General features: G+C 68.3%; 20 protein-coding genes and 1 tRNA gene. 12 read left to right on the top strand and 9 right to left on the bottom strand.

The window, feature by feature from the left end:
- Positions 1–22 precede the first annotated feature (22 nt).
- The 7 genes from QNI11_RS02965 to QNI11_RS02935 all read left to right on the top strand — a co-directional run bounded on the left by QNI11_RS02965 (position 23) and on the right by QNI11_RS02935 (position 7,708).
- Positions 23–733: an alpha/beta fold hydrolase gene (locus tag QNI11_RS02965; protein ID WP_283982280.1), complete on the top strand. Its 711-nt coding sequence runs from the start codon at positions 23–25 to the stop codon at positions 731–733.
- A gap of 66 nt (positions 734–799) precedes the next feature.
- Positions 800–2,125 (top strand): lyase family protein, encoded by a 1,326-nt coding sequence (locus tag QNI11_RS02960; protein WP_283982279.1) that lies wholly within the window; start codon positions 800–802, stop codon positions 2,123–2,125.
- Positions 2,126–2,128: 3 nt separating this feature from the next.
- Positions 2,129–3,334, top strand: a complete 1,206-nt coding sequence (locus QNI11_RS02955) for a TCR/Tet family MFS transporter (RefSeq protein WP_100927939.1) — start codon at positions 2,129–2,131, stop codon at positions 3,332–3,334.
- A 101-nt stretch (positions 3,335–3,435) separates the two neighbouring features.
- Positions 3,436–4,521, top strand: a complete 1,086-nt coding sequence (locus QNI11_RS02950) for a zinc-binding dehydrogenase (RefSeq protein WP_283982278.1) — start codon at positions 3,436–3,438, stop codon at positions 4,519–4,521.
- 133 nt (positions 4,522–4,654) lie between these two features.
- On the top strand, positions 4,655–5,887 hold the full coding sequence (locus QNI11_RS02945; RefSeq protein ID WP_283982277.1) for a mandelate racemase/muconate lactonizing enzyme family protein: 1,233 nt from the start codon (positions 4,655–4,657) through the stop codon (positions 5,885–5,887).
- A gap of 59 nt (positions 5,888–5,946) precedes the next feature.
- Entirely contained in the window at positions 5,947–6,279 is a 333-nt protein-coding gene (locus tag QNI11_RS02940) for a helix-turn-helix transcriptional regulator (RefSeq protein WP_100927942.1), read from the top strand.
- The gene (locus QNI11_RS02935; RefSeq protein ID WP_283982276.1) at positions 6,266–7,708 is read left to right on the top strand and encodes an amidase; all 1,443 of its coding nucleotides are present in this window, start codon (positions 6,266–6,268) and stop codon (positions 7,706–7,708) included. The genes QNI11_RS02940 and QNI11_RS02935 overlap by 14 nt, the downstream gene beginning before the upstream one ends.
- A gap of 57 nt (positions 7,709–7,765) precedes the next feature.
- Here QNI11_RS02935 and QNI11_RS02930 read toward each other — a convergent pair whose 3' ends face one another.
- Positions 7,766–9,664, bottom strand: a complete 1,899-nt coding sequence (locus QNI11_RS02930) for an acyl-CoA synthetase (RefSeq protein WP_283982275.1) — start codon at positions 9,662–9,664, stop codon at positions 7,766–7,768.
- Positions 9,665–9,811: 147 nt separating this feature from the next.
- Here QNI11_RS02930 and QNI11_RS02925 point away from each other — a divergent pair, with 147 nt between their 5' ends.
- The 3 genes from QNI11_RS02925 to QNI11_RS02915 all read left to right on the top strand — a co-directional run bounded on the left by QNI11_RS02925 (position 9,812) and on the right by QNI11_RS02915 (position 12,085).
- A complete protein-coding gene (locus tag QNI11_RS02925; protein ID WP_283983477.1) occupies positions 9,812–10,111 on the top strand; it encodes a DUF1992 domain-containing protein in 300 nt (99 codons plus the stop codon).
- A 56-nt stretch (positions 10,112–10,167) separates the two neighbouring features.
- A complete protein-coding gene (locus QNI11_RS02920) occupies positions 10,168–11,358 on the top strand; it encodes a bifunctional 2-polyprenyl-6-hydroxyphenol methylase/3-demethylubiquinol 3-O-methyltransferase UbiG (protein ID WP_283982274.1) in 1,191 nt (396 codons plus the stop codon).
- Positions 11,359–11,422: 64 nt separating this feature from the next.
- A complete protein-coding gene (locus QNI11_RS02915; RefSeq protein ID WP_283982273.1) occupies positions 11,423–12,085 on the top strand; it encodes an SOS response-associated peptidase in 663 nt (220 codons plus the stop codon).
- A 3-nt stretch (positions 12,086–12,088) separates the two neighbouring features.
- Here the strand turns inward: QNI11_RS02915 and QNI11_RS02910 are convergent, their stop codons facing one another.
- From QNI11_RS02910 to QNI11_RS02885, 6 genes are all read right to left on the bottom strand, one after another.
- A complete protein-coding gene (locus tag QNI11_RS02910) occupies positions 12,089–13,903 on the bottom strand; it encodes a hypothetical protein (protein ID WP_283982272.1) in 1,815 nt (604 codons plus the stop codon).
- A gap of 95 nt (positions 13,904–13,998) precedes the next feature.
- A complete protein-coding gene (locus QNI11_RS02905; RefSeq protein ID WP_283982271.1) occupies positions 13,999–14,910 on the bottom strand; it encodes a hypothetical protein in 912 nt (303 codons plus the stop codon).
- On the bottom strand, positions 14,911–16,224 hold the full coding sequence (locus QNI11_RS02900) for a TRAP transporter large permease (RefSeq protein ID WP_100927948.1): 1,314 nt from the start codon (positions 16,222–16,224) through the stop codon (positions 14,911–14,913).
- A gap of 1 nt (position 16,225) precedes the next feature.
- On the bottom strand, positions 16,226–16,750 hold the full coding sequence (locus QNI11_RS02895) for a TRAP transporter small permease (RefSeq protein WP_283982270.1): 525 nt from the start codon (positions 16,748–16,750) through the stop codon (positions 16,226–16,228).
- Positions 16,751–16,829: 79 nt separating this feature from the next.
- Positions 16,830–17,798, bottom strand: coding sequence for a TRAP transporter substrate-binding protein (locus QNI11_RS02890; RefSeq protein ID WP_370311928.1), 969 nt, complete (start codon positions 17,796–17,798; stop codon positions 16,830–16,832).
- 60 nt (positions 17,799–17,858) lie between these two features.
- Positions 17,859–19,100, bottom strand: a complete 1,242-nt coding sequence (locus tag QNI11_RS02885) for an FAD-binding oxidoreductase (RefSeq protein WP_100927951.1) — start codon at positions 19,098–19,100, stop codon at positions 17,859–17,861.
- A gap of 79 nt (positions 19,101–19,179) precedes the next feature.
- On the opposite strand from QNI11_RS02885, the gene QNI11_RS02880 reads away from it, so the two are divergent.
- A complete protein-coding gene (locus QNI11_RS02880) occupies positions 19,180–19,890 on the top strand; it encodes an aspartate/glutamate racemase family protein (RefSeq protein WP_283982268.1) in 711 nt (236 codons plus the stop codon).
- Here QNI11_RS02880 and QNI11_RS02875 read toward each other — a convergent pair.
- Positions 19,887–20,951 (bottom strand): methylglyoxal synthase, encoded by a 1,065-nt coding sequence (locus QNI11_RS02875; RefSeq protein WP_283982267.1) that lies wholly within the window; start codon positions 20,949–20,951, stop codon positions 19,887–19,889. The two genes, QNI11_RS02880 and QNI11_RS02875, sit on opposite strands and share 4 nt — an antisense overlap.
- Positions 20,941–21,705 (bottom strand): bifunctional hydroxymethylpyrimidine kinase/phosphomethylpyrimidine kinase, encoded by a 765-nt coding sequence (locus QNI11_RS02870; protein WP_283982266.1) that lies wholly within the window; start codon positions 21,703–21,705, stop codon positions 20,941–20,943. The genes QNI11_RS02875 and QNI11_RS02870 overlap by 11 nt, the downstream gene beginning before the upstream one ends.
- A gap of 72 nt (positions 21,706–21,777) precedes the next feature.
- Here QNI11_RS02870 and QNI11_RS02865 point away from each other — a divergent pair.
- Positions 21,778–21,851, top strand: a tRNA-Gly gene (locus QNI11_RS02865).
- Positions 21,852–21,959 lie beyond the last annotated feature (108 nt).

Genomic DNA, 21,959 nt, shown 5'->3' with positions numbered 1-21,959 from the left:
GCATGACGGGACAATCCGCCTGATGGCCCGCTTCCTGCTGATCCACGGCGCGGCCCACGGGGCGTGGTGCTGGCGCGACGTGATCCCGGCGCTCGAGTCGCTGGGACACGAGGCCCGCTCCATCGACCTGCCCGGCCACGGCGACGACCCCACCCCGATCGAGGCGACCGCGCTCCACGACTTCGGGCAGGCCATCGTCGACGCGCTGACCGAACCCACCGTGGTCGTCGGCCACTCCATGGGCGGCTACTCGATCACCCAGGCCGCCGAGATCGACCCGGCCAACATCCGGCGCCTCGTCTACCTCTGCGCCTACACACCCTGGCCGGGGCACAGCCTCGCACAGATGCGGATGCAGGCGGACGAACAGCCGCTGGTGCCGCTGATCCGCCTCTCGGACACCAAGCTCAGCTTCACCTTCGACCTCTCCGGGGGCACCGGCAACTTCTACCACGACTGCCCGCCCGGCACCGACGCCTACGCACTGCCCCGTCTCTGCGCCGAATCCACCTCGGCCTCCGGCACGGCCATCGCCCTGTCGCAAAAGTCGCAGGCCCTGCCGCGCAGCTACATCATCTGCACCGAAGACCGCGCCATCCCCCCGGATTTCCAACGGAAAATGGCCGAACGCTTCGCCCCCGAAGACGTTTTTTCGTTGCAAAGCTCCCACTCTCCGTTCTTCTCCATGCCGGGGGACCTTGCGTCTCTGCTTCACAAAATCGTTGCAATGTGACAGAGACCCCGGACTTCGGATGCCGCCACGCAAACCTGCGGCGCACGGAGGACAAAGGAACACGACATGCCCGCAACGCCCTTCGACAGCGCCCACCTGTCCGGTCTTTTCCCGACCGGTGAAACCTCGCGGCTGTTCTCCGACAGCGCCGAGGTCCGGGCGATGATGCTGGTCGAGGGCGCGCTGGCGCAGGTGCAGGGTGCCGCGGGCGTGATCCCCGAGACCGCCGCCGCCGCGATCCACCGCGCATCGCTCGAATGCCAGGTCGACCCAGTGGGACTGGCCAAGGCCACGGCGCAGAACGGCGTGATGACACCCGCACTGGTCGCCGCCTTCCGCGAGGCGATGATGGCCCCCGAGCATGCGCAGTACCTGCATTGGGGCGCGACATCGCAGGACATCCAGGACACCGGGCTGATGCTGCGGCTGAGGCAGGCGCTGGCCCTGCAGGAGGACCGGCTGAAAGCCACGCTGAAAGGGCTGGCAAAGCTTGCAGGCGATCACGCCGAGACGCCCATGGCCGCCCGCACCTACGGCCAGCATGCAACGCCCACCGCCTTCGGCGCGCAGGTCGCGCAATGGGGCTGGCCGCTGCTGACCGCGCTCGAGGACCTGCCCCGCGTGCGCGCCCAGCTTTTCGTGTCCCTGTCCGGCGCGGCAGGCACCGCCTCTGCCCTCGGACCCGATCCCGTGGCCCTGCGCGCTGCATTGGCTGAAAAGCTGGGCCTGAACGATCCCGGCCACGCCTGGCACACCGACCGCACGCCCGTGCTGACCATCGCCGGGTGGTTCGCCCGCACCGCGCTGGCCGCGGGCAAGATGGGTGAGGACCTCGTGCTCGCCACCCAGTCCGGCCTATCCGAGGTCCGCCTCGGCGGCGCCGGGGCCTCCTCCACCATGCCGCAGAAACAGAACCCGGTGGCGCCCTCCGCCATGGTCGCACTGGCCCGCCACGTGCAGGGCCTGTCCGCCACTCTGGACGGCGCGGCCCTGCACCGGCAGCAGCGCGACGGCGCCGCGTGGTTCACCGAATGGCTGACCCTGCCGCAGCTCGTGCTGGCAGCGTCCGCCGCGTTGACACTTATGCAAGACTTGTCAGAGACACTCTCTCCCGACACGAGCGCCATGCAGACGACGCTCGACGCCACCGGCGGCCTCCTGATCGCCGAGGCACTCTCCTTCGCCCTGACCGACCGGATGCCCCGGCCACAGGCGCAGGCCGCCGTCAAGGACCTCATCAAATCGGCCCAAACCTCCGGCACGCCGCTGACCGACGCGGCCCGCGCGGAATGGCCCGACCTGCCGGCGGACCTCTTCGACGCGACCCGCCAGCTCGGGACCGCCCCGGCCGAGGCCCGCGCCTTCGCCGCTGCCGTGACAAAGGCGATCTGACCCTTGCGCCTGCCCGTCCTCTTCCTCCTCATCACCGTGGCCATCGATGCCATGGGCATCGGCCTGATCCTCCCGGTCATGCCGGACCTGATCGAGGAAGTCTCCGGCCGCGGCCTCTCCGGCGCGGCGCTCTGGGGCGGGGTCCTGGGCACGGTCTTCGCGGCGATGCAGTTCCTGTTTGCGCCGCTTCTGGGCGCGCTGTCTGACACATACGGGCGCAAACCCATCCTGCTGGGCACGCTGGCGCTGATGGTCGTGGACTATGCGGTGATGGGCATGACCCACAGCCTCGTGGTGCTGCTGATCGCCCGGATCATCGGCGGCTTCGCCTCCGCCACGCATTCCACCGCCTTCGCCGCCATGGCCGACCTCTCTCCGCCGGAGAAACGCTCCGCCGCCTTCGGGCTGATCGGCGCGGCCTTCGGACTGGGCTTCGTCCTCGGCCCGACCATCGGCGGCCTGCTTGGAGAGTTCGGGACCCGTGCGCCCTTCTGGGCCGCCGCCGTGCTGGCCGCGCTCAACACGATCCTCGGCCTGCTCGCCTTCCCCGAGACGATCAAGCCCGAGAACCGCCGCCGCTTCCGCCTGCGCGAGGCCAACCCGTTCAGCGCCTTTCTCATCATGACGCGCGTGCCGGGCATCCGCCGCGGGCTGGCGATCATGTTCCTCTACCACGTGGCCTTCGCGGTCTATCCTTCCGTCTGGGCCTTCTTCGGCCATGCGCAGTTCGGCTGGTCCAGCGCGATCATCGGCACCACCCTCGGCGCCTTCGGCCTTTCCTTCGCCTTCGTACAGGCCGGGGTGATCCGGCTCCTGCTCAGGCGGTTCGGAGAATCGGGGACGGTGGTCTTCGGCCTCCTGTGCGCCGCCATCGCCTACGCGCTGATCCCCTTCCTCGACAACACCCGCACGGTGCTGGCGCTGATCCCGCTCGCGGCACTCGGCGGCACCTTCGGCCCGGCGATGCAGGGCATGATGAGCCAGAGCCTCGGCGACGACCGGCAGGGGGCGCTGCAGGGCCTGCTGACCTCAACCGCCGCGCTGGCCGCCGCCGTCTCGCCGATCATGATGACCTCCGTCTTCGCCGCCTTCACGGCGCCCGAACGGGCCGATCCCTTCCCCGGCGCGCCCTTCCTCGTGTCGCTCGGGCTGATCGTCGTGGCGCTGACGCTGTTCCTCACCCGCGCGCCCCGACACGCGGTCGCCTGAAAACCCCGGCCTCATTCGCCCTTCTGCCGCCCCCATGTCATTTTCCGGCTTGAACCCCGGGACGAGGCGGTGAACCCTCCGTGGAAAACAGGGAGACTGGGATGACACGCATCAGCGCGGCGGTCTGCACCGCCTTCAACGCGCCTCTGACGATCGAAGACCTCGATCTGCGCGCCCCCGGAACCGGCGAGATCGAGGTCACGCTGGAGGCGGTCGCCATCTGCCATTCCGACATTTCCTACGCCGACGGCGCATGGGGCGGCGACCTTCCGGCCGTCTACGGCCACGAGGCCTCCGGCCGCATCACCGCGCTCGGCGATGGCGTGAAGGGCCTCTCCGAAGGCGACCGGGTCGTGGTCACGCTGATCCGGTCCTGCGGGGCCTGCGTGAACTGCAACTCGGGCAAACCGACGATCTGCGAGAACCAGGGCGGACGCCCCTCTCCCCTGTCCCGCCCCGACGGCACCCCGGTCGTGCAGGCGATGAACTGCGGCGCATTCGCCGAGCGCGTCGTCGTCGATCAGAGCCAGGTCGTGCCGCTCCCCGAAACCCTGCCCGCCGAAGGCGTCTGCCTCCTGGCCTGCGGCGTCATCACCGGCATAGGCGCGGTGGTCAACGCCGGCCGCCTGCGCGCCGGAGAAGACGTGGTCGTGATCGGCGCCGGCGGCGTCGGCCTGAACGCCATCCAGGGCGCCCGCATCGCCGGCGCCCGCCGCATCGTCGCCGTCGACATGTCGGAGGCCAAGCTGGAGATCGCCCGCGAATTCGGCGCCACCGATGCCGTGCTGGGCACGTCGAAGGCCCCGTGGAAAGCCGCGTTGAAGGCCCTGGGCAAAGGCGCCGACGTGGTCGCCGTGACCGTCGGCGCCATCCCGGCCTACGAACAGGCGATGCGCTACCTCGGGTGGGGCGGACGCATGGTCATGGTCGGCATGCCCCACACCGGCGCCATGGCGCAGTACGAACCCGTCGTTCCCGCCTACACCGGCCAGCAGATGATCGGCTCCAAGATGGGCGACGTGGTGATCCGCCGCGACATCCCGTGGATGGCCGACCTCTACCGCCAGGGCCGCCTCAAGCTCGACGAACTGGTCTCCGGGCGCTGGTCCCTCGACCAGATCAACGAGGCCATCGCCGACACCAAGACCGGCGGCGCCCGCCGCAACGTCATCCTCTTCGACACCTGACCCCACACAGGTCACGCCCGCCCCGCCCCTTCATCTTGGCAGAAATACCTCGGAGGGGGTCCGGGGGAGGCAGCGCCTCTCCCGGCCGGTCGGGTCGCGGGACGCGGCCCGAAACCATGCAGGAGCACAGCCCATGATCCTCAAGGACCTCGACATCATCGTCACCGCCCCGCCGCACCCCGGCTGGGGGGGCCGCTACTGGATCCTCGTCAAGCTCACCACCGGCGACGGCATCACCGGCTGGGGCGAATGCTACGCCGCCTCGGTGGGTCCCAAGGCCATGACCGCGGTGATCGAGGATGTCTTCAAGCGCTACGTCGAGGGCGAGTCCGCCGAGAACATCGAACGCATGTTCCGCCGCGCTTATTCCTCGGGCTTCACCCAGCGCCCCGACCTCACCGTCATGGGCGCCTTCTCGGGGCTGGAGATCGCCTGCTGGGACATCCTCGGCAAGGCGAGGGGGCGCCCGGTCTGGGCGCTGATGGGCGGGCTGATGAACGAACGCATCCGCGCCTACACCTACCTCTACCCGCTGGCGCAGCATAACCTCTCCGACTTCTGGACCGCCCCCGACCAGGCCGCCGAAGCCGCCGCCGACTGCGTCGCGCGCGGCTTTACCGCGGTGAAGTTCGACCCCGCCGGCCCCTACACCATGCGCGGCGGCCACCAGCCCGCCATGTCCGACATCACCCGTTCCGTGGCCTTCTGCCGAGATGTGCGAGAGGCGGTGGGCGACCGGGCCGACCTGCTCTTCGGCACGCACGGGCAGTTCACCACGGCGGGCGCCATCCGGCTCGGGCAGGCGATCGAGCCCTACAATCCCCTGTGGTACGAGGAACCGATCCCGCCGGACAACCTGCTCGAGTTCGCCCAGGTCGCAAACCAGGTCCGCATCCCCATCGCCACCGGCGAGCGCATGACCACCCGGTCGGAGTTCGCCACCCTCCTGCGCACCGGCGGCGCGAAGATCCTGCAACCGGCGCTTGGCCGCGTCGGCGGTCTCTGGGAGGCGAGGAAGCTCGCCGCGCTGGCGGAGTCGTTCAATGCCGAGATAGCCCCCCACCTTTATGCCGGTCCGGTCGAATGGGCCGCCAACATCCAGCTCGCCGCCTGCATCCCCAACCTGCTGATCGCCGAAACCATCGAGACCGATTTCCACCACCGGCTGATCAAGGGATCGATCCGGGTGGAAAACGGCTTTGTCGCAGCGCCCACCGCCCCCGGGCTCGGCATCGAGGTGGACGAGGACCTTGCCCGCGCCCATCCCTACACCGGCGGCGATCTGCATCTCCAGATGCAGGATGAGCCCTGCAACTATGCGGAAGGTAACCGCTTCCAGGGTGGCGCGCCCGCCCATGACGAGTAATCTCGCATTTTCCGAATCACCCGGCTATGCAGTCCCGAGACCGGACCCAGGACCTGACCATGGACCAGAAAGCCCCCCCGGCGCCGCCGGAAGAAATGGAAGCCAACGCCCGCAACGCCTCCGCGTTCCTCAAGACGCTGGCGCATGAAGGCCGCCTGATGATCCTCTGCCACCTGGGCGGGGGCGAGAAATCCGTCGGCGAACTGGAAGAACTCCTGGGCATCCGTCAGGCCGCGGTCAGCCAGATGCTCGCCCGCCTGCGCGAAGAGGGGCTGGTGGTCACCCGGCGCGAGGGCAAGACGATCTACTACAGCCTCGCGAACGAGAACACCTCGCGCGTGATCGCGCTACTGTACGAGATGTTCTGCGCAGCGCCCGATGCCGACTGCTGAGACGGCGGGTTTCACCGGACCCGACCTGTGCCGTCAGACGGCGCGCGACGTGATGGCCCTGCTGAAATCGGGTCAGGTCTCCACCGCCGAACTGATCGACGCCAGCCTGAGCCGCATCGCGCAGACCTCTCCCGCGATCAACGCCATGGTCACCACCTGCGGCGACCGCGCCCGAGACGCGCAGCCTGACCGCGACAGCCTGCTGGCGGGCCTGCCCGTCGGCATCAAGGACCTGACCGATGTCGCGGGCGTGCGCACCACCTACGGCACCCCGGCGCTGGCCGACAACGTGCCGAAGACCTCCGATCCGATGGTCCTGCGCATGGAGGCGCGCGGCGCGGTGGTGATCGGCAAGACCAACACCCCGGAAATGGGCGCGGGCGCGAACACCTTCAACGCCGTCTTCGGCGCCACCCGCAACCCGTGGGACACGCGCATGAACCCCGGCGGATCGTCGGGCGGGGCTGCGGCGGGCCTTGCCACCGGCGAAGTCTGGTTGAGCCAGGGCTCCGACCTCGGCGGCTCGCTCCGGACCCCGGCCAGCTATTGCGGTGTCGTGGGGCTGAGGCCGTCGCCGGGACTGGTCGCTTCGGCTGCCGGTGCTGATGCCTTCGACGCCTTCGGTGTCGACGGTCCCATGGCCCGGAACGTGGCGGACGTGGCGCTCTTCCTCGACGCGATGACGGGCTTCGACCCGGTGTCACCGCTCTCGCATCCGCCCTCGACGGACAGTTATCTGGGCGCCTGCCTCGCAGCGCCGGGCCATGTCCGTATCGCCTTCTCGCCGGACCTCGGCGGGCTCGCCCCCGTCACGTCCGACATGGCGCAGATCCTCGCCCGGGCCGTCGCGCGGGTTCAGGCCCCCGATGTCGCGGTGGAGGAGCATCAGCCGGACACCCGCGGTCTCGACCACGCCTTCCGCACCTTCCGCGCGCTCGGCATGTGGACGTCGCATCAGGTCCGGCCCAAGCGCATCTCGCAGCACTTCAAGCCGACGCTGGCCGAGAACATCCGCACCGGCGGCATGTTGACCGTCGACGACATCGCCAGGGCCAACGTTACCCGCTCGCGGCTTTACGCGCAGATGCGCGGGCTGTTCGGCACCTTCGACGTGCTGGCCTGTCCCGTCACCGGGCTGGCCCCGCTGCCGTCAGAGGTCGAATATCCCACCGAAGTCGCCGGTCAGCCCTGCCGCGATTACCTCGACTGGCTCAGCTTCGCCTTCCTTGCGTCCACATGCGGCCTGCCCGCGCTGTCGCTGCCGGTGGGGTTCACCGACACCGGCCTGCCGGTCGGGCTGCAACTGATCGGCCCGCCGCGCGGCGAGGCGCGGCTGCTTCAGGTTGCCCGCCACCTGGAAGAGGCGCTGGCCCTGCCGCTGGCGCCCATCGATCCCATCGTGCGCCACGACAACACCCAAGCGGCGTGACAGACCCTTATTGGGTCCGTCATCTGCACGCAGAGGAACCGCAGGAGGCGGCGCGCCTCACTCCGCCGCCACGTCCTCCTCGACCCATTCCCACGGTCGGGTGAAGCCGCCCAGCACCGCGCCGACCTCGGCCTCGGTGTTGCCGTTGGGGGCCACCTGCGCCACCAGCCCGCGCGACTTGTCGTCGACGACCTTCTCGACCCGCGCGGCAACACCGGCCTTTTCCAGCGCACCGTTGTAGACGCGCGTGATCGCCAGCTTGCGCAGGTCGGGCTTGAAGACCTTGCCGACCGCCGTCTTGGGCAGTTCGTCGAGGATCGTCATGTGCTTGGGATGCGCCGCGCGTTCGTGGACGTGCACCTTCGCATGTTCCAGCAGCTCTTCCTCGGTCACGGTTGCACCGGCGACCAGTTCCACGAAGGCGCAGGGCAGTTCGCCCGAATGCGCGTCCGGCTGGCCGATGGCGCCGGCAAAGGCCACCGCCGGGTGCGCCAAGAGCGCCTCCTCGATCTCGGCCGGGTCGATGTTGTGACCGCCCCGGATGATCAGGTCCTTCGCCCGTCCGGTGATCCAGAGGTAGCCGTCCGCGTCCAGCCGCCCCAGATCACCGGTGCGCAGGTGCGTGCCCCAGTGGAACAGGTCGACGTTCTTGGGCTCTTCCGTGTAGGTCTTCCCGGCGTAGACGCCCGGGTTCGACACGCAGATCTCGCCGATCTCGTCCGTGCCGCAGATCACCGGCTGGCCCTCGCGCACTTTCGTGATCTTCACGTCCGTGTAGGGGAAGGGAATGCCGACGGAGCCGACCTTCTTCTCGCCCTCGGGCGGGTTGACCGACACGAGGCAGGTCGCTTCCGTCAGCCCGTAGCCTTCGCAGATCGTCACGCCGCAGGCGCTCTCGAACCGCTTGAACAGCTCCAGCGGCATCGGGGCCGAGCCGGAGAACGCCGTCTTGATCGACGAGATGTCCGCATCCACCTTGCGCTGCATCAGCGCCGACACGGCGGTCGGCACGGTGATGACGAACGTGGTCTTCCAGCGCTCGCAGAGCTTCCAGAAGTTGTCCATCACACCTTCGCCGCGATAGCCGGCGGGCGTCGGAAACACGACATGCGCCCCCGAGCAGACCATCGCCATCAGGATGACGTGGCAGGCGAAGACGTGGAACAGCGGCAGCGGGCACATCACGCTGTCTTCCTCGGTGAACAGCAGAGTGTCGCCAAGCCAGCCGTTGTAGATCATCCCCGAGTAGAGGTGCTGCGCCACCTTCGGCATGCCCGTGGTGCCGCCGGTATGGAAGTAGGCAGCCACCCGGTCCTTGCCGCCGTCCTCGAAGGTCAGGGTCTTGGGCTGCTTCTTCATCTCCGCCCGGAAGCACTTGTAGTCCGCGTGCCGCGTGCCCGGCATCTTCGGACGGATCAGCGGCACGATCCACTTCTTCGGCGGCGTCAGGTAGCGGTTGAGGTCGACCTCCAGCACCGTGTGCACGTTGGGCGCATGGCGCACGGCCTCCTGCACCTTCTGCGGCACGTCGGTCTTCGGGAAGGGCTTCAGCGTCACCACCACCTTGGCGCCGGTCTCGCGCAGGATGGCGCCGATCTGCTCCGGCTCCAGAAGCGGGTTCACCGGGTTCACGATGCCCGCCACCATGCCGCCCAGAAGGGTCGAGACCGCCTCGTTGCAGTTCGGCAGGACGTAGGCGATCACGTCCGTCTCCTCGATGCCGAGGCTGCGGAACAGGTTCGCGGCCTGTGCCGTGCGGTCCCGCACTTCGGCCCAGGTCATCGTCTCTGCCTTGTCCTTCGGTCCCGACAACAGCTGGTAGCTGACCGCCGGGCGCTGCGGGAACTTGTCCGCCGTCCGGCAAAGCTGGGCCCAGACCGTCTTCGGCAGCCCCAGATCGTGCCAGGCGCCCTGCGATTCGATGGCGTTGCGGTCGTCCATGGTGGCGTAGCCCATGAGCGCATTCTCCTCCCCTAGTCCTCACCTCCAGTCTTGGCCTTCCCTGGTGCATCGCGCAAGAGCAGTGGACGTCGGGGAAAACACCCGGTGACGCTGCGTTCCGGAGATCTGGGCAACGCGCAGGTCACGGTTTATGTTGGGATCATGGACCATCCCCTGATCGACCTCATCTCTGCAAAGATCCGCGCGGCCGAGGCGGAAGGCGCGTTCGACAACCTGCCGGGCGCGGGCAAACCCCTGCCGCCCTGCGACGATCCGGAGAACGCCGTCCTCAACCGGATCATGAAGGAAAACGGCGCTGTTCCTGAGGCGGTCTCCGTCTCGAAGGAACTGGCTCGCCTGCGCGCGGAACTGCGCGAGACCGGCGACCGGACCGAACGGCAACGGATCATGCGCGACATGGCCCTGCTGGAAACCCGGCTGGAGATCGCCAGGCGCCGCTAGGGCTGGCCATCGCGGGCGCGATCGGGCAGGACACTGCGGCAGTCGGAGGGCAAGGCATGGTCACGGTCAAGGAACAGTACGAGGTCTATCCCTACCCTGCCCGCGACCCGGAGGACGAGCGCACGCGCCTGATCACCGGCTCCCCCTCAAGGCCCACCGAAATCGACCACCACCTGTTCGGCGGCGCGCGCGACTGGTCGCAGCCGCTGCGCGTACTGGTGGCCGGCGGCGGCACGGGCGACGCCCTGATCCAGCTGGCCACGCTGATGACAAAGGCCGGCGCGCCCTACGAGATCACCTACCTCGACCTCTCCACCGCCTCGCGCGGGATCGCCGAGGCACGGGCCAAGGTGCGCGGCCTCACGGGCATCACCTTCCACACCGGCAGCCTGCTCGACGCCGGGGACTTCGGGCCCTTCGACTACATCGACTGCTGCGGCGTACTGCACCACCTGCCCCGTCCGGAGGACGGCTTTGCCGCGCTTAGGGGCGCGCTGGCACCGGGGGGCGGCATGGGGTTCATGGTCTATGCGCCCTACGGCCGATCCGGGGTCTATCCCCTGCAGGAGGCGTTCGGCGCACTGCTGGACGGTCTGCCGCCAGAGCAGCGCCTCTCCCGCGCGAAGGAGATCGTCGCCGCGCTGCCGAAGGGCCATCCCTTCGCGTCGAACCCGCTGCTGATGGACCACGAACAAAGCGACGCGGGCTTCTACGACCTGCTCCTGCACAGCACCGATACGCCCTTCGACGTGGCGCGCCTGCTGGACACCTGCGCGGCGACCGGCTGGCGCCTGCAGGGTTTCGTCACGCCCGCCCTTTACGACCTGTCGCGCATTGCGGATGTCCCGGCAGGGATGGACTCGGACGCCGCCATGGCCGTGGCCGAGAAGCTGCGCGGCACGATCCGCAAGCATGTGGGCTACCTTGTGCCCGCCGACGAGGACCGCCCTCTTCCAAAACCCGGCCGCGCTTCACTGGTGCCGCGCCTGCAACTGCCGCACCGGCAACTGGCGCAGGCCGTGGCCCGCGGTCAGACCCCGCCGGTGGAGGTCGATGGCGTCAAGGACAAGCTCGCCCTCCCGCCCGAGGCCGCACCGCTGATCGCCGCCGCAGACGGGCGCACGCCGCTGTCGCGCATTGCCGCCGGCGCCGGGCTGGACCCGCTGCGCTTCGGCGCTCTCTGGGGCAAGGTGCACCGGGAGCTGACGGACTGGGGGCTGCTGCATTACAGCGGCTTCGGGCTCTGACGGTTTGATTTCCGGCGGCGCGCGATAGATCATCCGGCAAGGATCTGCCCCCGGAGGATACGCCATGTGCGGTCGTTTCGCCGTCACCCTGCCCCCCGACGCCATGGCGCAGCTTTTCGCGGCCGTGCCGTCGAACGACCTGCCCGATGTGCCGAACTTCAACGTCTGCCCGACGAACCAGGTGCATGTCGTCATGAGCGACGAGGGGCGCAGGCTGGTCGCCATGCGCTGGGGTTTCATCCCGCACTGGTACAAGAAGCCGAACGACGGGCCGCTGCTGATCAACGCGCGGGCCGAAACCATCGCGGAAAAGCCCGCCTTCCGCGCTGCCTGCCGCGAACGCCGCTGCCTTGTCCCCGCGACCGGCTTCTACGAATGGACAAAGGACGAGGAGGGCAACCGGCTGCCCTGGTACATCCATCCGGCGGATGATGGCCCGCTGGTCTTTGCCGGGGTCTGGCAGGACTGGGCGCGCGACGACCTGTCCTTCCGCACCGTCGCCATCGTCACCTGCGGCGCGAACGGGTCGATGTCGCGCATCCACCACCGGATGCCCGTGGTGCTGGCCCATGACGACTGGGGCAAGTGGCTGGGCGAGGACGGACATGGCGCGGCCAGCCTCATGCAGCCCGCCCCCGAGGACGCGCTGGCCTTCCATCGGGTCGCGCGCGAGGTGAATTCCAACCGTGCCTCCGGACCGGAGCTGATCGAACCCATCGACGCCTGAACGCTAGCCCAGCAGGAACAGCAGCGGCAGCAGCCCGGCCAGCCAGAGGCCGCCCAAGTCGCTGCCGCCATCACCCTCGTCCTCTTCGTCTCTGTCCGGGGATGCCCCCCCGCCGTCGGACGGGGCATGCGCGCCGTCGGCGAGCGCATCCATCAGCCCCTGCCCGTCCCGGTCGCCGGAGGCGCCGTCATCCGTTTCGTCGTCCGGATCGTCGGTGTCGTCCGGGTCGTCGGTGTCGTCCGCGGGCACCGCGACAGCGTCGGAGGACACACGCGGGCTGCCCGTCTGGGCGAAGACGTCGGCGAAATCGTCAGTGGGCACCACGTCGGTCAGCCGCACCTGCATGATCTCTCCGGGCGCCAGCAGGGTCTCGATCAAGCCGTCGACATGAAGGTCGTCCGGGTCAGGATGCTCTACCGTGGCGCGGCTTTGCGTGTTGCCGGGACCGTCGCCCCGGGCGACACCCAGCACGGTGATTTCCATCTCGCCGAAGCCTTCCACGAGGTTCGAGATGTCGACCTCGCTGTCGACCAGACCCCGCTGCAGGTTCGAGGTAAAGTAGAACAGCATGTCCTGCCCGTCGGCAAAGGCGTGCACGTCCATCTCGGTGGTGTGCATCTCCGTGCCCCGCTCGTCCTGCGGGGCGAAATCCAGCATCCGCATCCCCGGCAGGTTCTCCGACAGCATGGAGAACATCTCTCCCGGCGGGGTCGTCTCGTCAAACTCCCGCCCCAGTGCCAGCGCGGTCGGGGTGTTCTGGATCAGCGGCCAGACCTGCGCCGAGGCCACGTCCATCCGCATGAATTCCTCGACCTGTTCCAGCATCTCCTGCGCCTGCCAGAGCCCGTAATCGCGGGTGTCCTCGAAGGCGTTCGTGTTGGATTTCTGGTTCCACTCGGTGACGTGGATCTCCAGTTCCGGGTCGATGGACTGCCAGTGCTCCTCGATCTGTTCAAGCTGGTACCAGCGGGAATGCTCGACCACCGGCGCGCGTGAATAGACGTGGGCGATCACCCCGTCGGTCGCGGCCATGGCGTCATCGTCGAAGTGCGACAGGAGGATCTCGTTGTTGATCTCCGTCCAGTCGATGTCGCCGTTCGGGTAGATCACGCTCTCGTCCAGCGACAGGCCGTAGGCGGCATTCACCTCTGCCACCACGTCCGCCGGGGCCATGCCCGCATAATCGTCGGACAGGTCGGAATAGCCGAAGTTGGTGCCCACCTGCACCAGCACGCCGACCTCCGCTGCATCCGGGTCGGTCTGCGCGAGGTCGTTCAGCGTGCGGTCGATGATCTGCGCCATGCCGGCGGCCAGCCGCCCGTATTCGGCGGCGTTCATCTCGCCCGAGCCCCAGTATTCGTTGCCGATCTCGAAGGCGGCGACGCGGGCATCGCCGTATTCCCCGCCGACCACGCCGCGCACGAAGCCGGTCAGCACGTCGCGGTCGATGGCGGGCATCCGGTCGCCGTTGGCGTCCAGCGCCGTATCCGACAACTGGTCGCGCGTCGGGATCACGATGGTCAGATCGCGTCCCGTCTGCTCGGCGTAGTCCATGATGCCGGAGAGCGGGATGAAATCCACCTCCCTCCCCAGATCGGGCGAGAATACCCGGGCCGCGTCCGGATCGCGCAGGCTGAACATCTTTTCCGTCAGCGAACCGCCCGGGTATCGCAAGCCGGTGACACCCAGTTGCTCGATCGCCTCCGCGTAACTGCCCGGCCCCATCATGTGGGCGCGGGGGGCAAGGACATTGCCGCCGAAAAGGGCCGGGTGCGCGGCAGAGCCGGTCGCGGCGTCGGGTGTCGTCAATACAGGCATGATCGTCCCACTCGGTCGTGCGTTTGGCGGCACGTTGACGCAAAAGTGGAAACGATCTCTCTATATCGGGAGGAATGTCTCTAAATTACAAACTATTAACCACGTCCCACGCGGGCGAGGACGTAAGGCGTCAGGTACATCGGGATCTGGTAACATCCGATGAAAAGCATGACGGGGGCCATCGTCTCGGGCGGGAGGGCCAGCAGGTAGAGTGCGATGTTGCGGTTGCCTGCCACGACCGACAGGGACATGCGCTCTCCCATCGGCCACCGGCGCAGCACCAGCGCCGCCGCCCCCTGAAGCCCGAAGTTCACCGCCACGGCGATCCCCAGCCAGAGGGCAAAGCGGCCGGGTTCATGGCGCAACGCGTCGGCGGCGGGCGACATCAGGCCCAGCACCATCAGCGTCATCACCAGCGCCGACAGCCCATCCATGATCGAGATGGCACGCGGCGTGCCGGGCACAACGCGATGCGCCAGAAGGGCGAGGCCCCCGGCGCCGAGGATCAGCACCAGCAGGCGGGCCACCGCCATGGTCACCGCCCAGGGGTCGCCGCCGATCTTCAGGACGGAGAGGACGATCCACGCCGTCAGCGGCAGGAGCGCCGTTCCCAGCACCAGCATGCGCAAGGCGGGCGCCGGGTCTCCCCCGCCGAGGGCGGCAAGGTTCGGGCTGCCGGTGACCGAGGGCGCCGCCGTCACCAGCAGCAGTGCCAGCACCGCCGGATGCGCAATGATACCCAGCACAGCCGCGATTCCGGCCAGCGCCAGTGGCAGCGCCACCTGGTAGACCGCGATCAGGCCAAGCGTCTCACGGACCCGCAACCCGGCCACGCCGACGCGGCCCGTCGCCCCCACACGGAGGGCGCCGAAAAACAGCATTACGGCGATCAGGTGTGGCAGCCACGGGGCAAAGATCGCGCCCGCGCCGGGAAACGCCAGCCCGGCGACCAGCCCCGCCACCAGCATCAGGCGTCCCTGCCGGCCAAGCCATTCGAGGAACGCCACCTAGCCTCCGGGCCGCGACCGGATGTTGTCCGGCAGCCATGTCGCCAGTTCCGGCACGGCGATCAGGACAAAGACCATCAGCACCATGATCAGGAACATCGGGAACGCCGCCTTAGCGATGAACCCCATCTCGTGCTGCGTCATCCCCTGCAGGACGAACAGGTTGAAGCCGATGGGCGGGGTGATCTGCGCCATCTCGACAACCACGACGATGAAGATACCGAACCAGATCAGGTCGATGCCCGCCTGCCGCACCATCGGCTCCACCACCGCCATGGTCAGCACCACAGACGAGATCCCGTCGAGGAACATGCCCAGCACGATGTAGAAGACCAGCAGCACCATCAGCAGCTCGAACCGGCTGAGCTCCCAGCCAGCGATCAGGTCCGCCAGCCCGCGTGGCAGCCCGGTGAAGCCCATCGACAGCGACAGGAAGGCCGCGCCCGCGAGGATCAGCGCGATCATGGCAGAGGTGCGGGTGGCGCCCATCAGGCTCTCGGTGAAGGTCCTCCAAGTCAGCGACCCCTGCAGTGCCGCCAGTGCCAGGCTGCCGATCACGCCGAAGGCCGCCGCTTCCGTCGCGGTGGCAAAGCCCAGGTACATCGACCCGATCACCAGCACGATCAGGCAGATCACCGGCGCGAGGTAACGCGAGTTCCAGAGCCGTTCACGAAAGGTCATCTCCGGCTCCGCATCCGGGTTCCAGCCCCGCGAGAACCGGCTCATGACCGCGACATAGGCCATGAACATCAGCGCCAGCACCAGCCCCGGCAGGATGCCTGCAAAGAACAGCTTGGAGATCGATTCGTTGATCGTCACGCCGTAGACGATCAGGGTCAGCGAAGGCGGGATCATCAGGCCCAGCGTCGCGGCCCCCGCCAGCGTGCCGATCACCATCTTCTCCGGATAGTTGCGCTTGCGCAGTTCCGGGATCGACATCTTGCCGACCGTGGTCAAAGTCGCCGCCGAGGAACCGGAGACCGCCGCGAAGACCGTGCAGCCGACGATGTTGGTGTGCACCAGCCCGCCCGGCAGCCCCTTCATCCAGGGCGACAGACCGCGGAACATGTCTTCCGACAATCGTGTACGATAGAGGATCTCGCCCATCCAGATGAACAGCGGCAGGGCGGTGAGGGTCCATGACGAGGACGCGGCCCAGATCGTCGTCATCATGGTGTCGCCCACGGGGCGGGTGGTGAACAGCTCCATCCCCACCCAGGCCACGCCCATCAACGCAAGGCCGACCCAGACGCCCGATCCGAGGAGGGTGAACAGCACGAAGAGGAACAGCAGGATGATCGAGATGTTCTCCATGTCACTCTCCGAAGCTCTGATCCATGCGGTCCTGCACGATCCGGGACTTGCCGCCGAAGATCAGCGACAGAAGGTTGTCGGTCAGGGCGACGGCAAAGATCACCGCCCCCACCAGCACGACGCTTTGCGGGATCCACAGCGCGGTGCGGTCCTGGCCCTGGCTGACCTCGTTGAACTTCCACGACCAGTAGACGAAGCGGTAGCCGTAGTAGACCACGTACCACGCCACCGCCGTGCCGATGGCAAAGCACCAGATGTCGAGCCAGCGCCGCGCGCCCTCCGGCAGCGCGTTCAGGACCAGCGACACGCGGATGTGGCTGCCCTGGTTCAGGGCATTGCCGAAGGCCAGGAAGGAGGCCGCAGCCATGAAATACCCGGCGTATTGCGGCACGCCGGGAAAGACTTCGCCGGTCCAGCGCGCCAGCATCTGCAGCACGATCAGGACAAGGATCGTCACGAGGCACAGCGCCGCGGCCACCCCGGCCAGGCGGTAAATGAGGTCGAGCAGGCGGCGGAGCGCAGCCACGGGCGGTCTCCTTCAAGGATGAGGGGAACGGTCGGAAAGCGGCGCGGCCCGGAGCGTGTCCGGACCGCGCGGGGTCTGCTTACTGCATGGCCTTGAAGGCGTCGACGATGGCCGCGCCCTGATCGCCGGCCTCTTCCAGCCAGTCGGAGGTCATGGTCGCGCCGATTTCCTGCAACTCGGCCTTCAGCGTGTCGGAGGCCGGCGCCACGGTCATGCCGCCCTCGCGCAGGCCGTCCATGGTGAACTGCGTGTAGCCCTTGGACTTCTCGAGCCCCTCCGCCTCTGCCGTGGCAGCACAGTCCTGGATCACCTTCTTGTTCGCATCAGAGACGCCCGACCAGGTGTCGGCGTTGACGATCACGTAGTTGCGCGGCAGCCAGGCGTCGACCTCGTAGAAATAGTTGAGCGACTCCCATACCTTGCGGTCGTAGCCGGTGGCCCCGGACGACACCATGCTGTCCGCCACGCCGGTCGCGAAGGCCTGCGAGATTTCCGCCGCCTCGATCTGCACCGGCAGCATGCCGGTCAGTTCCGCCAGCCGTGCTGTGGCGCTGTTGTAGGAACGGAACTTAACGCCCTCCATGTCGGCGACGGAATTGACCTCGTCACGGAAATAGAGCCCCTGCGGCGGCCACGGAACGGAGTACAGCAGGACGAGGTTCTGCTCTGCGAGCACCTCCTCCAGCGGCCCCTTGGCGGCTTCCCACAGCTTCTCGGACGCATCGAAGGAGGTGGCGAGGAAGGGCACGGAATCGAAGCCGAAGATCGGGTCCTCGTTCTGATGGCTCGACAGCAGGCGCTCGCCGATGGGCACCTGGCCGGTCTGCACCGCGCGCTTGATCTGGTCGCCCGGGAAGAGCGAGCCGGACGGATGGGTCACGATCTCGATCTCGCCGCCCGTGCCGTCGGTCACGCATTGGCCGAATTCGGCGGCGTTCTCGGAATGGAAATTGGTGGCGGCATAGGCCAGCGGCATGTCCCATGTTTCGGCCATGGCCCCGGTCGAGGCAACGGCGCTGACGGTCGTGGCCGCCAGGATGGTGCGCATCTTGGTCATCGGTAGAACTCCCTGTCGTGTTTTATGAACTCATTGTCGTGTTTTATGAACTCATTGAAACCGCCCCGGCGAATAGGGTGCAAGGTCTATGTTGGGCATTCGGCCAGAGATCACCTGCGCAAGAAGCCGCCCGGTCTTCGGTCCGCCCGTCAAACCGACATGATCGTGACCGAACCCCGCATAGGCGCCGGGCGCGTCGGGGAAGGCGCCGATCACCGGCAGGGAATCGGCCATCGAGGGGCGGTGCCCCATCCATTCGACCTTTTCCTTCCAGGTGATGCCGGGGATGGCGCGGCGGATGTTGTCTTCGAGCAGGGCAAAGGGTGCGCGGGAGGGCTCTGCCTCCAGCCCGCCGAATTCGACGATCCCCGCCAGCCGCAGCCGCCCGTCCATCGGCGTCGCCACGAACTTGCCCGAGGCGACCATGACCGGCGCCTTGGGCATCACCGACGGCTCCCACAGCTCGAGGTGATATCCCCGTTCGCTTTCCAGCGGGACCTTCGCGCCCAGCTTCGCTGCCAGCTTGGTCGACCACGCGCCCGCCGCCAGTACCACGGCGTCGCAGGTCAGGGTCTCGCCGCCCACCCGCAGACCGATGACGCGTGGGCCGTCACGCACCACGTCGCTGACCTCAGCCTTCAGGATCTGGCCGCCCTGGCGTTCGACGTGGGCGGCCAAAGCCTTCACATAGGCGCCGGGATCGCTGATCCGCCCGTGACCGCCCAGCCGGACGGCACAGCGCAGGTCCGGACCGAAGCAGGGGTCGTAGGCGGTGAAATCCTCGTCCTCCAGCACGTCCCAGTCCCAGCCCGCCTCGCGGCGCACCTGCCAGTAGGCGGCATCCGCCTCGAACTGGCGGCGGGTCGGGTAGACGTAGAGATAGTCGGAGGGCACGACGAACCGCTCCGCCCCGGTGCCTTCTGCCAAAGCGAGGTGATCGTTCAGGCTGTCCCCGATGATCGGCGCGATGGCACGCGCACGGCTGGCCACCCCTTCGACCGTGGCGTGACGCATGTAGCGCAGCAGCCAGGGCATGAGGCGCGGCAGGTAGCCCCACTTCAGGAACAGCGGCTGGCGCGGATCGAACAGCATCCGGGGCGCCATCTTCCACAGCCCGGGCACCGGCACAGGCACGACGGAGGCAGAGGCCAGCACCCCGCCGTTGCCGTGGCTGGTGCCCTCCCCCGGACCGCGCTGGTCGATCAGCACCACGCGGTGCCCTTCGCGCTGCAGCCAGACCGCCGTGGACACCCCGACGATGCCCGCCCCCACAATCGCTACCGTTTTCGTCATGCCACCCCCGACCGTTTGCGCGGACCTTGCGAAGGGACCGACCGCGTGTCAACGAGGTCGCGTGCCGCCGGAGCCAGCCATGTCCGATACCTCCCCGTTCGACGCAGCGCCGATCGGCATCCTGATGCTCGATTCGCGCTTTCCCCGCATCCCGGGCGACGCAGGCAATCCGCTGTCATGGCCCTTCCCGGTGGCGATCAGGGTGGTGCGCGGCGCCTCTCCGCAACGGATCGTGCGCGAGGGCGGGGGCGACAGCCTTGCCGCCTTCATCGACGCCGCCCGCGCGCTGGTCGACGAGGGCGCCGTGGGCATCATCACCACCTGCGGGTTCCTGTCGCTGTTCCAGCAGGCGCTGGCAGAGGCCGTGCCGGTGCCGGTGGTGACGTCCTCTCTGGCGCAGGTGGAGATGGTGAACCGCATGCTGCCCGCGGGCCGCGTCGCGGGCATCCAGACCATCGCGGCCTCGTCCCTGACTGCGCGACACCTCGCCGCCGCCAACGTACCGGCGGGCACACCCATCGGCACCACGGAAGGCGGGCGGGAATTCACCCGCGCCATCCTGAACGACGAACCGACATTGGACGTGGCGCTGGCCCGGCAGGACAACGTTGAGGCCGCCCTCGCCCTGCAAGAGGCCAACCCGCATCTCGGCGCCATCGTCCTCGAATGCACCAACATGGTGCCCTATGCGCCGGACATCGCTGTGGCGACGGGGCTGCCGGTCTATTCGATCCACACGCTGGTGCGATGGATGCACATGGGGCTCTGCCCGCCGCGCTTCGCCGTCTAGGGGATCAGCCCGGCCAGCAGGGCATCCGCCGCCGACGGCGACAGCGCCAGCGGCGTGTCATGGTAAATCGCGAGCCGAGTCAACGCCTGCAGGTCGGCATCCCCCACGTAGCCGGAGCCGGGATCGGCGAAGAACACCACCGCGTCCAACTCCCCCGTGGCAATCAGCGCGCCAAGCTGCTGGTCGCCGCCGAGCGCCCCCCGTTGCAGCCGCTGCACGGTCAGGTCCGGGGCGGCCTCCGCCACCATCCGGCCCGTGCCGCCGGTACAGATCAGCCGTTGCCCGGCCAGCGCCTTCGCGTGCCGCAGAACCCACGCGCGCAGGTGTGCCTTGCGGTTGTCGTGCGCGACGAGGGCAATCCGGCGCGGCGCGCGGGAGAACCGTCGCGCCCGCGCCGTGATACCCAGGATGGCGCGGACCTGCGCCGCGAAGCCCTCTGTCTCCGCCGGGAACACCCCGTCGAGCGCCGCCGTACCCACGGTGAAACCCGCCGCCCCCGCCTCTGCCACCGCCTCCACCCGTGCCTCGCTGTCGATGGACCCGGCCATGATGACCGGCTTTTCGACCGCGCCGCAGACCTGCGCCATCAGCCCCGGCACATCGCCGTCGAAGCGGTAGGCCAACAGGTCCAGCCCGTGCACGTATTCGAGGTCGCAGAGGCGGCGGGCGGAGTCGGCGATGGCTTCTGCCGGGCCTTCCAGTACGGACGGATGCCCGACGATGCGACCCGGGAACGGATAGTAGCGCAGGGGGTGGTGGCGGATGACCTCCGTCACCTCGGCCGCGCGGGTGCCGCCCAGCAGGCAGTCCACGTCCAGTGCCACGGCGGCGCGGGCCGAGGCCAGCTCGCTCTCGGCGTCAAGGCTGACGACCTCCAGATAGGACCGCCCCCCGGCCGCGCGGATCGCCTGTGCCAGCCCCTTCAGGTCATCGAACGGCAGCCCCACGTCCTTGAAGCCGATGTGCCGCACGCCGCCTTCCAGCGCCTCTTCCAGCCGCGCGCGGGCGTCCGGGATGGTGCGGTCGTTCGACGTCAGCATCAGGATGAAATCAAAGGCCATGTGGTTCCCCCTCAAGCGGCGCGGCCCGGGTCCAGACCGCCGCCGTCTCCGTGATCCTCAGATGTGGCGCACCGAGGCTTTCCGCGATCAGCGCCTGCAGATGGCCCAGTGCCTGTCCCGGCGCCACACCGGCGGCAATCAGCGCGGCCAGCACGTCGCCTGTGCCCTGCGGCACCCCGTCATGCCGGGGCACAGCGTAGCGGACAGCGGCGGCCTGTGACAGGTCCAGCACGCCCAGCTCCCTGGCTGTGACCCCGTGCGAGGTCACGATGACACGCGGCACGGATGACGCGACCTCCCCGAGCCACCCCTGTTCGAAGGCGTTCGGGGTCAGGATGTCGGCGCGGGGCACAAGCGTGTCCCTTATGCGCCCTGCCGCCTCGGCGTCTATATAGAGCCCCTTCGGCGCGTCCCCCATCACCGGATCGACGACGACCCGCGCCACGCCGATGCCGCGCACGCTGTCCACCAGCCGTGCCGCGAAATCCACATGCTCCGCCGTGGGCAGGTAGCCTGTGAGAACGGCGTCGTAGCCTTCGAGGAACCCGTTCCGGTCCAGCGCGGCGACCATGTCCTCAAGCTGTCCGACCGGCACCTTCGCCCCGGCCACGGCGGCGAAACCCGGATGGTTCGACAGCATCACCGTGGGCAGGACGGTCGCGGTATGCCCCAGCGCCTGCAACGCCGGAAGCGCCGCCGAAGCGCCCACATGCCCGCAGGCCACCATGCTGGACAGGATCAGAACCCGGGCCATGTTCCCCCGCACCGGACGGTCCCATAACCGTCTTGACCGTTTCGACGGGTTGGCCTAGGACGGGGCACCCGAGCGGGTATAGCTTAATGGTAAAGCCCCTGCCTTCCAAGCAGGTTATCTCGGTTCGATCCCGTGTACCCGCTCCATTCCCATCGCCGAACGCCTGACGCCGCGCACCCTATGCCCGTCTCCGACGATGGCTGAGCGCAGCGCCTGTTGCGCCATTGCCCCGCGTCCTCAAGTCGCTTGACCCG

The sequence above is a fragment of the Sagittula sp. MA-2 genome (genome assembly GCF_030126985.1).
Taxonomy (GTDB): Bacteria; Pseudomonadota; Alphaproteobacteria; order Rhodobacterales; family Rhodobacteraceae; genus Sagittula.
This window is presented reverse-complemented; position numbering and strand designations above follow the sequence as displayed.

Bases quoted from the DNA above. Each gene is read 5' to 3' on its own strand.
- QNI11_RS02965 (WP_283982280.1), top strand. From the start codon at position 23: ATGGCCCGCTTCCTGCTGATCCACGGCGCGGCCCACGGGGCGTGGTGC.
- QNI11_RS02960 (WP_283982279.1), top strand. From the start codon at position 800: ATGCCCGCAACGCCCTTCGACAGCGCCCACCTGTCCGGTCTTTTCCCG.
- QNI11_RS02950 (WP_283982278.1), top strand. From the start codon at position 3,436: ATGACACGCATCAGCGCGGCGGTCTGCACCGCCTTCAACGCGCCTCTG.
- QNI11_RS02945 (WP_283982277.1), top strand. From the start codon at position 4,655: ATGATCCTCAAGGACCTCGACATCATCGTCACCGCCCCGCCGCACCCC.
- QNI11_RS02940 (WP_100927942.1), top strand. From the start codon at position 5,947: ATGGACCAGAAAGCCCCCCCGGCGCCGCCGGAAGAAATGGAAGCCAAC.
- QNI11_RS02935 (WP_283982276.1), top strand. From the start codon at position 6,266: ATGCCGACTGCTGAGACGGCGGGTTTCACCGGACCCGACCTGTGCCGT.
- QNI11_RS02930 (WP_283982275.1), bottom strand. From the start codon at position 9,664: ATGGGCTACGCCACCATGGACGACCGCAACGCCATCGAATCGCAGGGC.
- QNI11_RS02925 (WP_283983477.1), top strand. From the start codon at position 9,812: ATGGACCATCCCCTGATCGACCTCATCTCTGCAAAGATCCGCGCGGCC.
- QNI11_RS02920 (WP_283982274.1), top strand. From the start codon at position 10,168: ATGGTCACGGTCAAGGAACAGTACGAGGTCTATCCCTACCCTGCCCGC.
- QNI11_RS02915 (WP_283982273.1), top strand. From the start codon at position 11,423: ATGTGCGGTCGTTTCGCCGTCACCCTGCCCCCCGACGCCATGGCGCAG.
- QNI11_RS02910 (WP_283982272.1), bottom strand. From the start codon at position 13,903: ATGCCTGTATTGACGACACCCGACGCCGCGACCGGCTCTGCCGCGCAC.
- QNI11_RS02900 (WP_100927948.1), bottom strand. From the start codon at position 16,224: ATGGAGAACATCTCGATCATCCTGCTGTTCCTCTTCGTGCTGTTCACC.
- QNI11_RS02890 (WP_370311928.1), bottom strand. From the start codon at position 17,798: ATGCGCACCATCCTGGCGGCCACGACCGTCAGCGCCGTTGCCTCGACC.
- QNI11_RS02885 (WP_100927951.1), bottom strand. From the start codon at position 19,100: ATGACGAAAACGGTAGCGATTGTGGGGGCGGGCATCGTCGGGGTGTCC.
- QNI11_RS02880 (WP_283982268.1), top strand. From the start codon at position 19,180: ATGTCCGATACCTCCCCGTTCGACGCAGCGCCGATCGGCATCCTGATG.
- QNI11_RS02875 (WP_283982267.1), bottom strand. From the start codon at position 20,951: ATGGCCTTTGATTTCATCCTGATGCTGACGTCGAACGACCGCACCATC.
- QNI11_RS02870 (WP_283982266.1), bottom strand. From the start codon at position 21,705: ATGGCCCGGGTTCTGATCCTGTCCAGCATGGTGGCCTGCGGGCATGTG.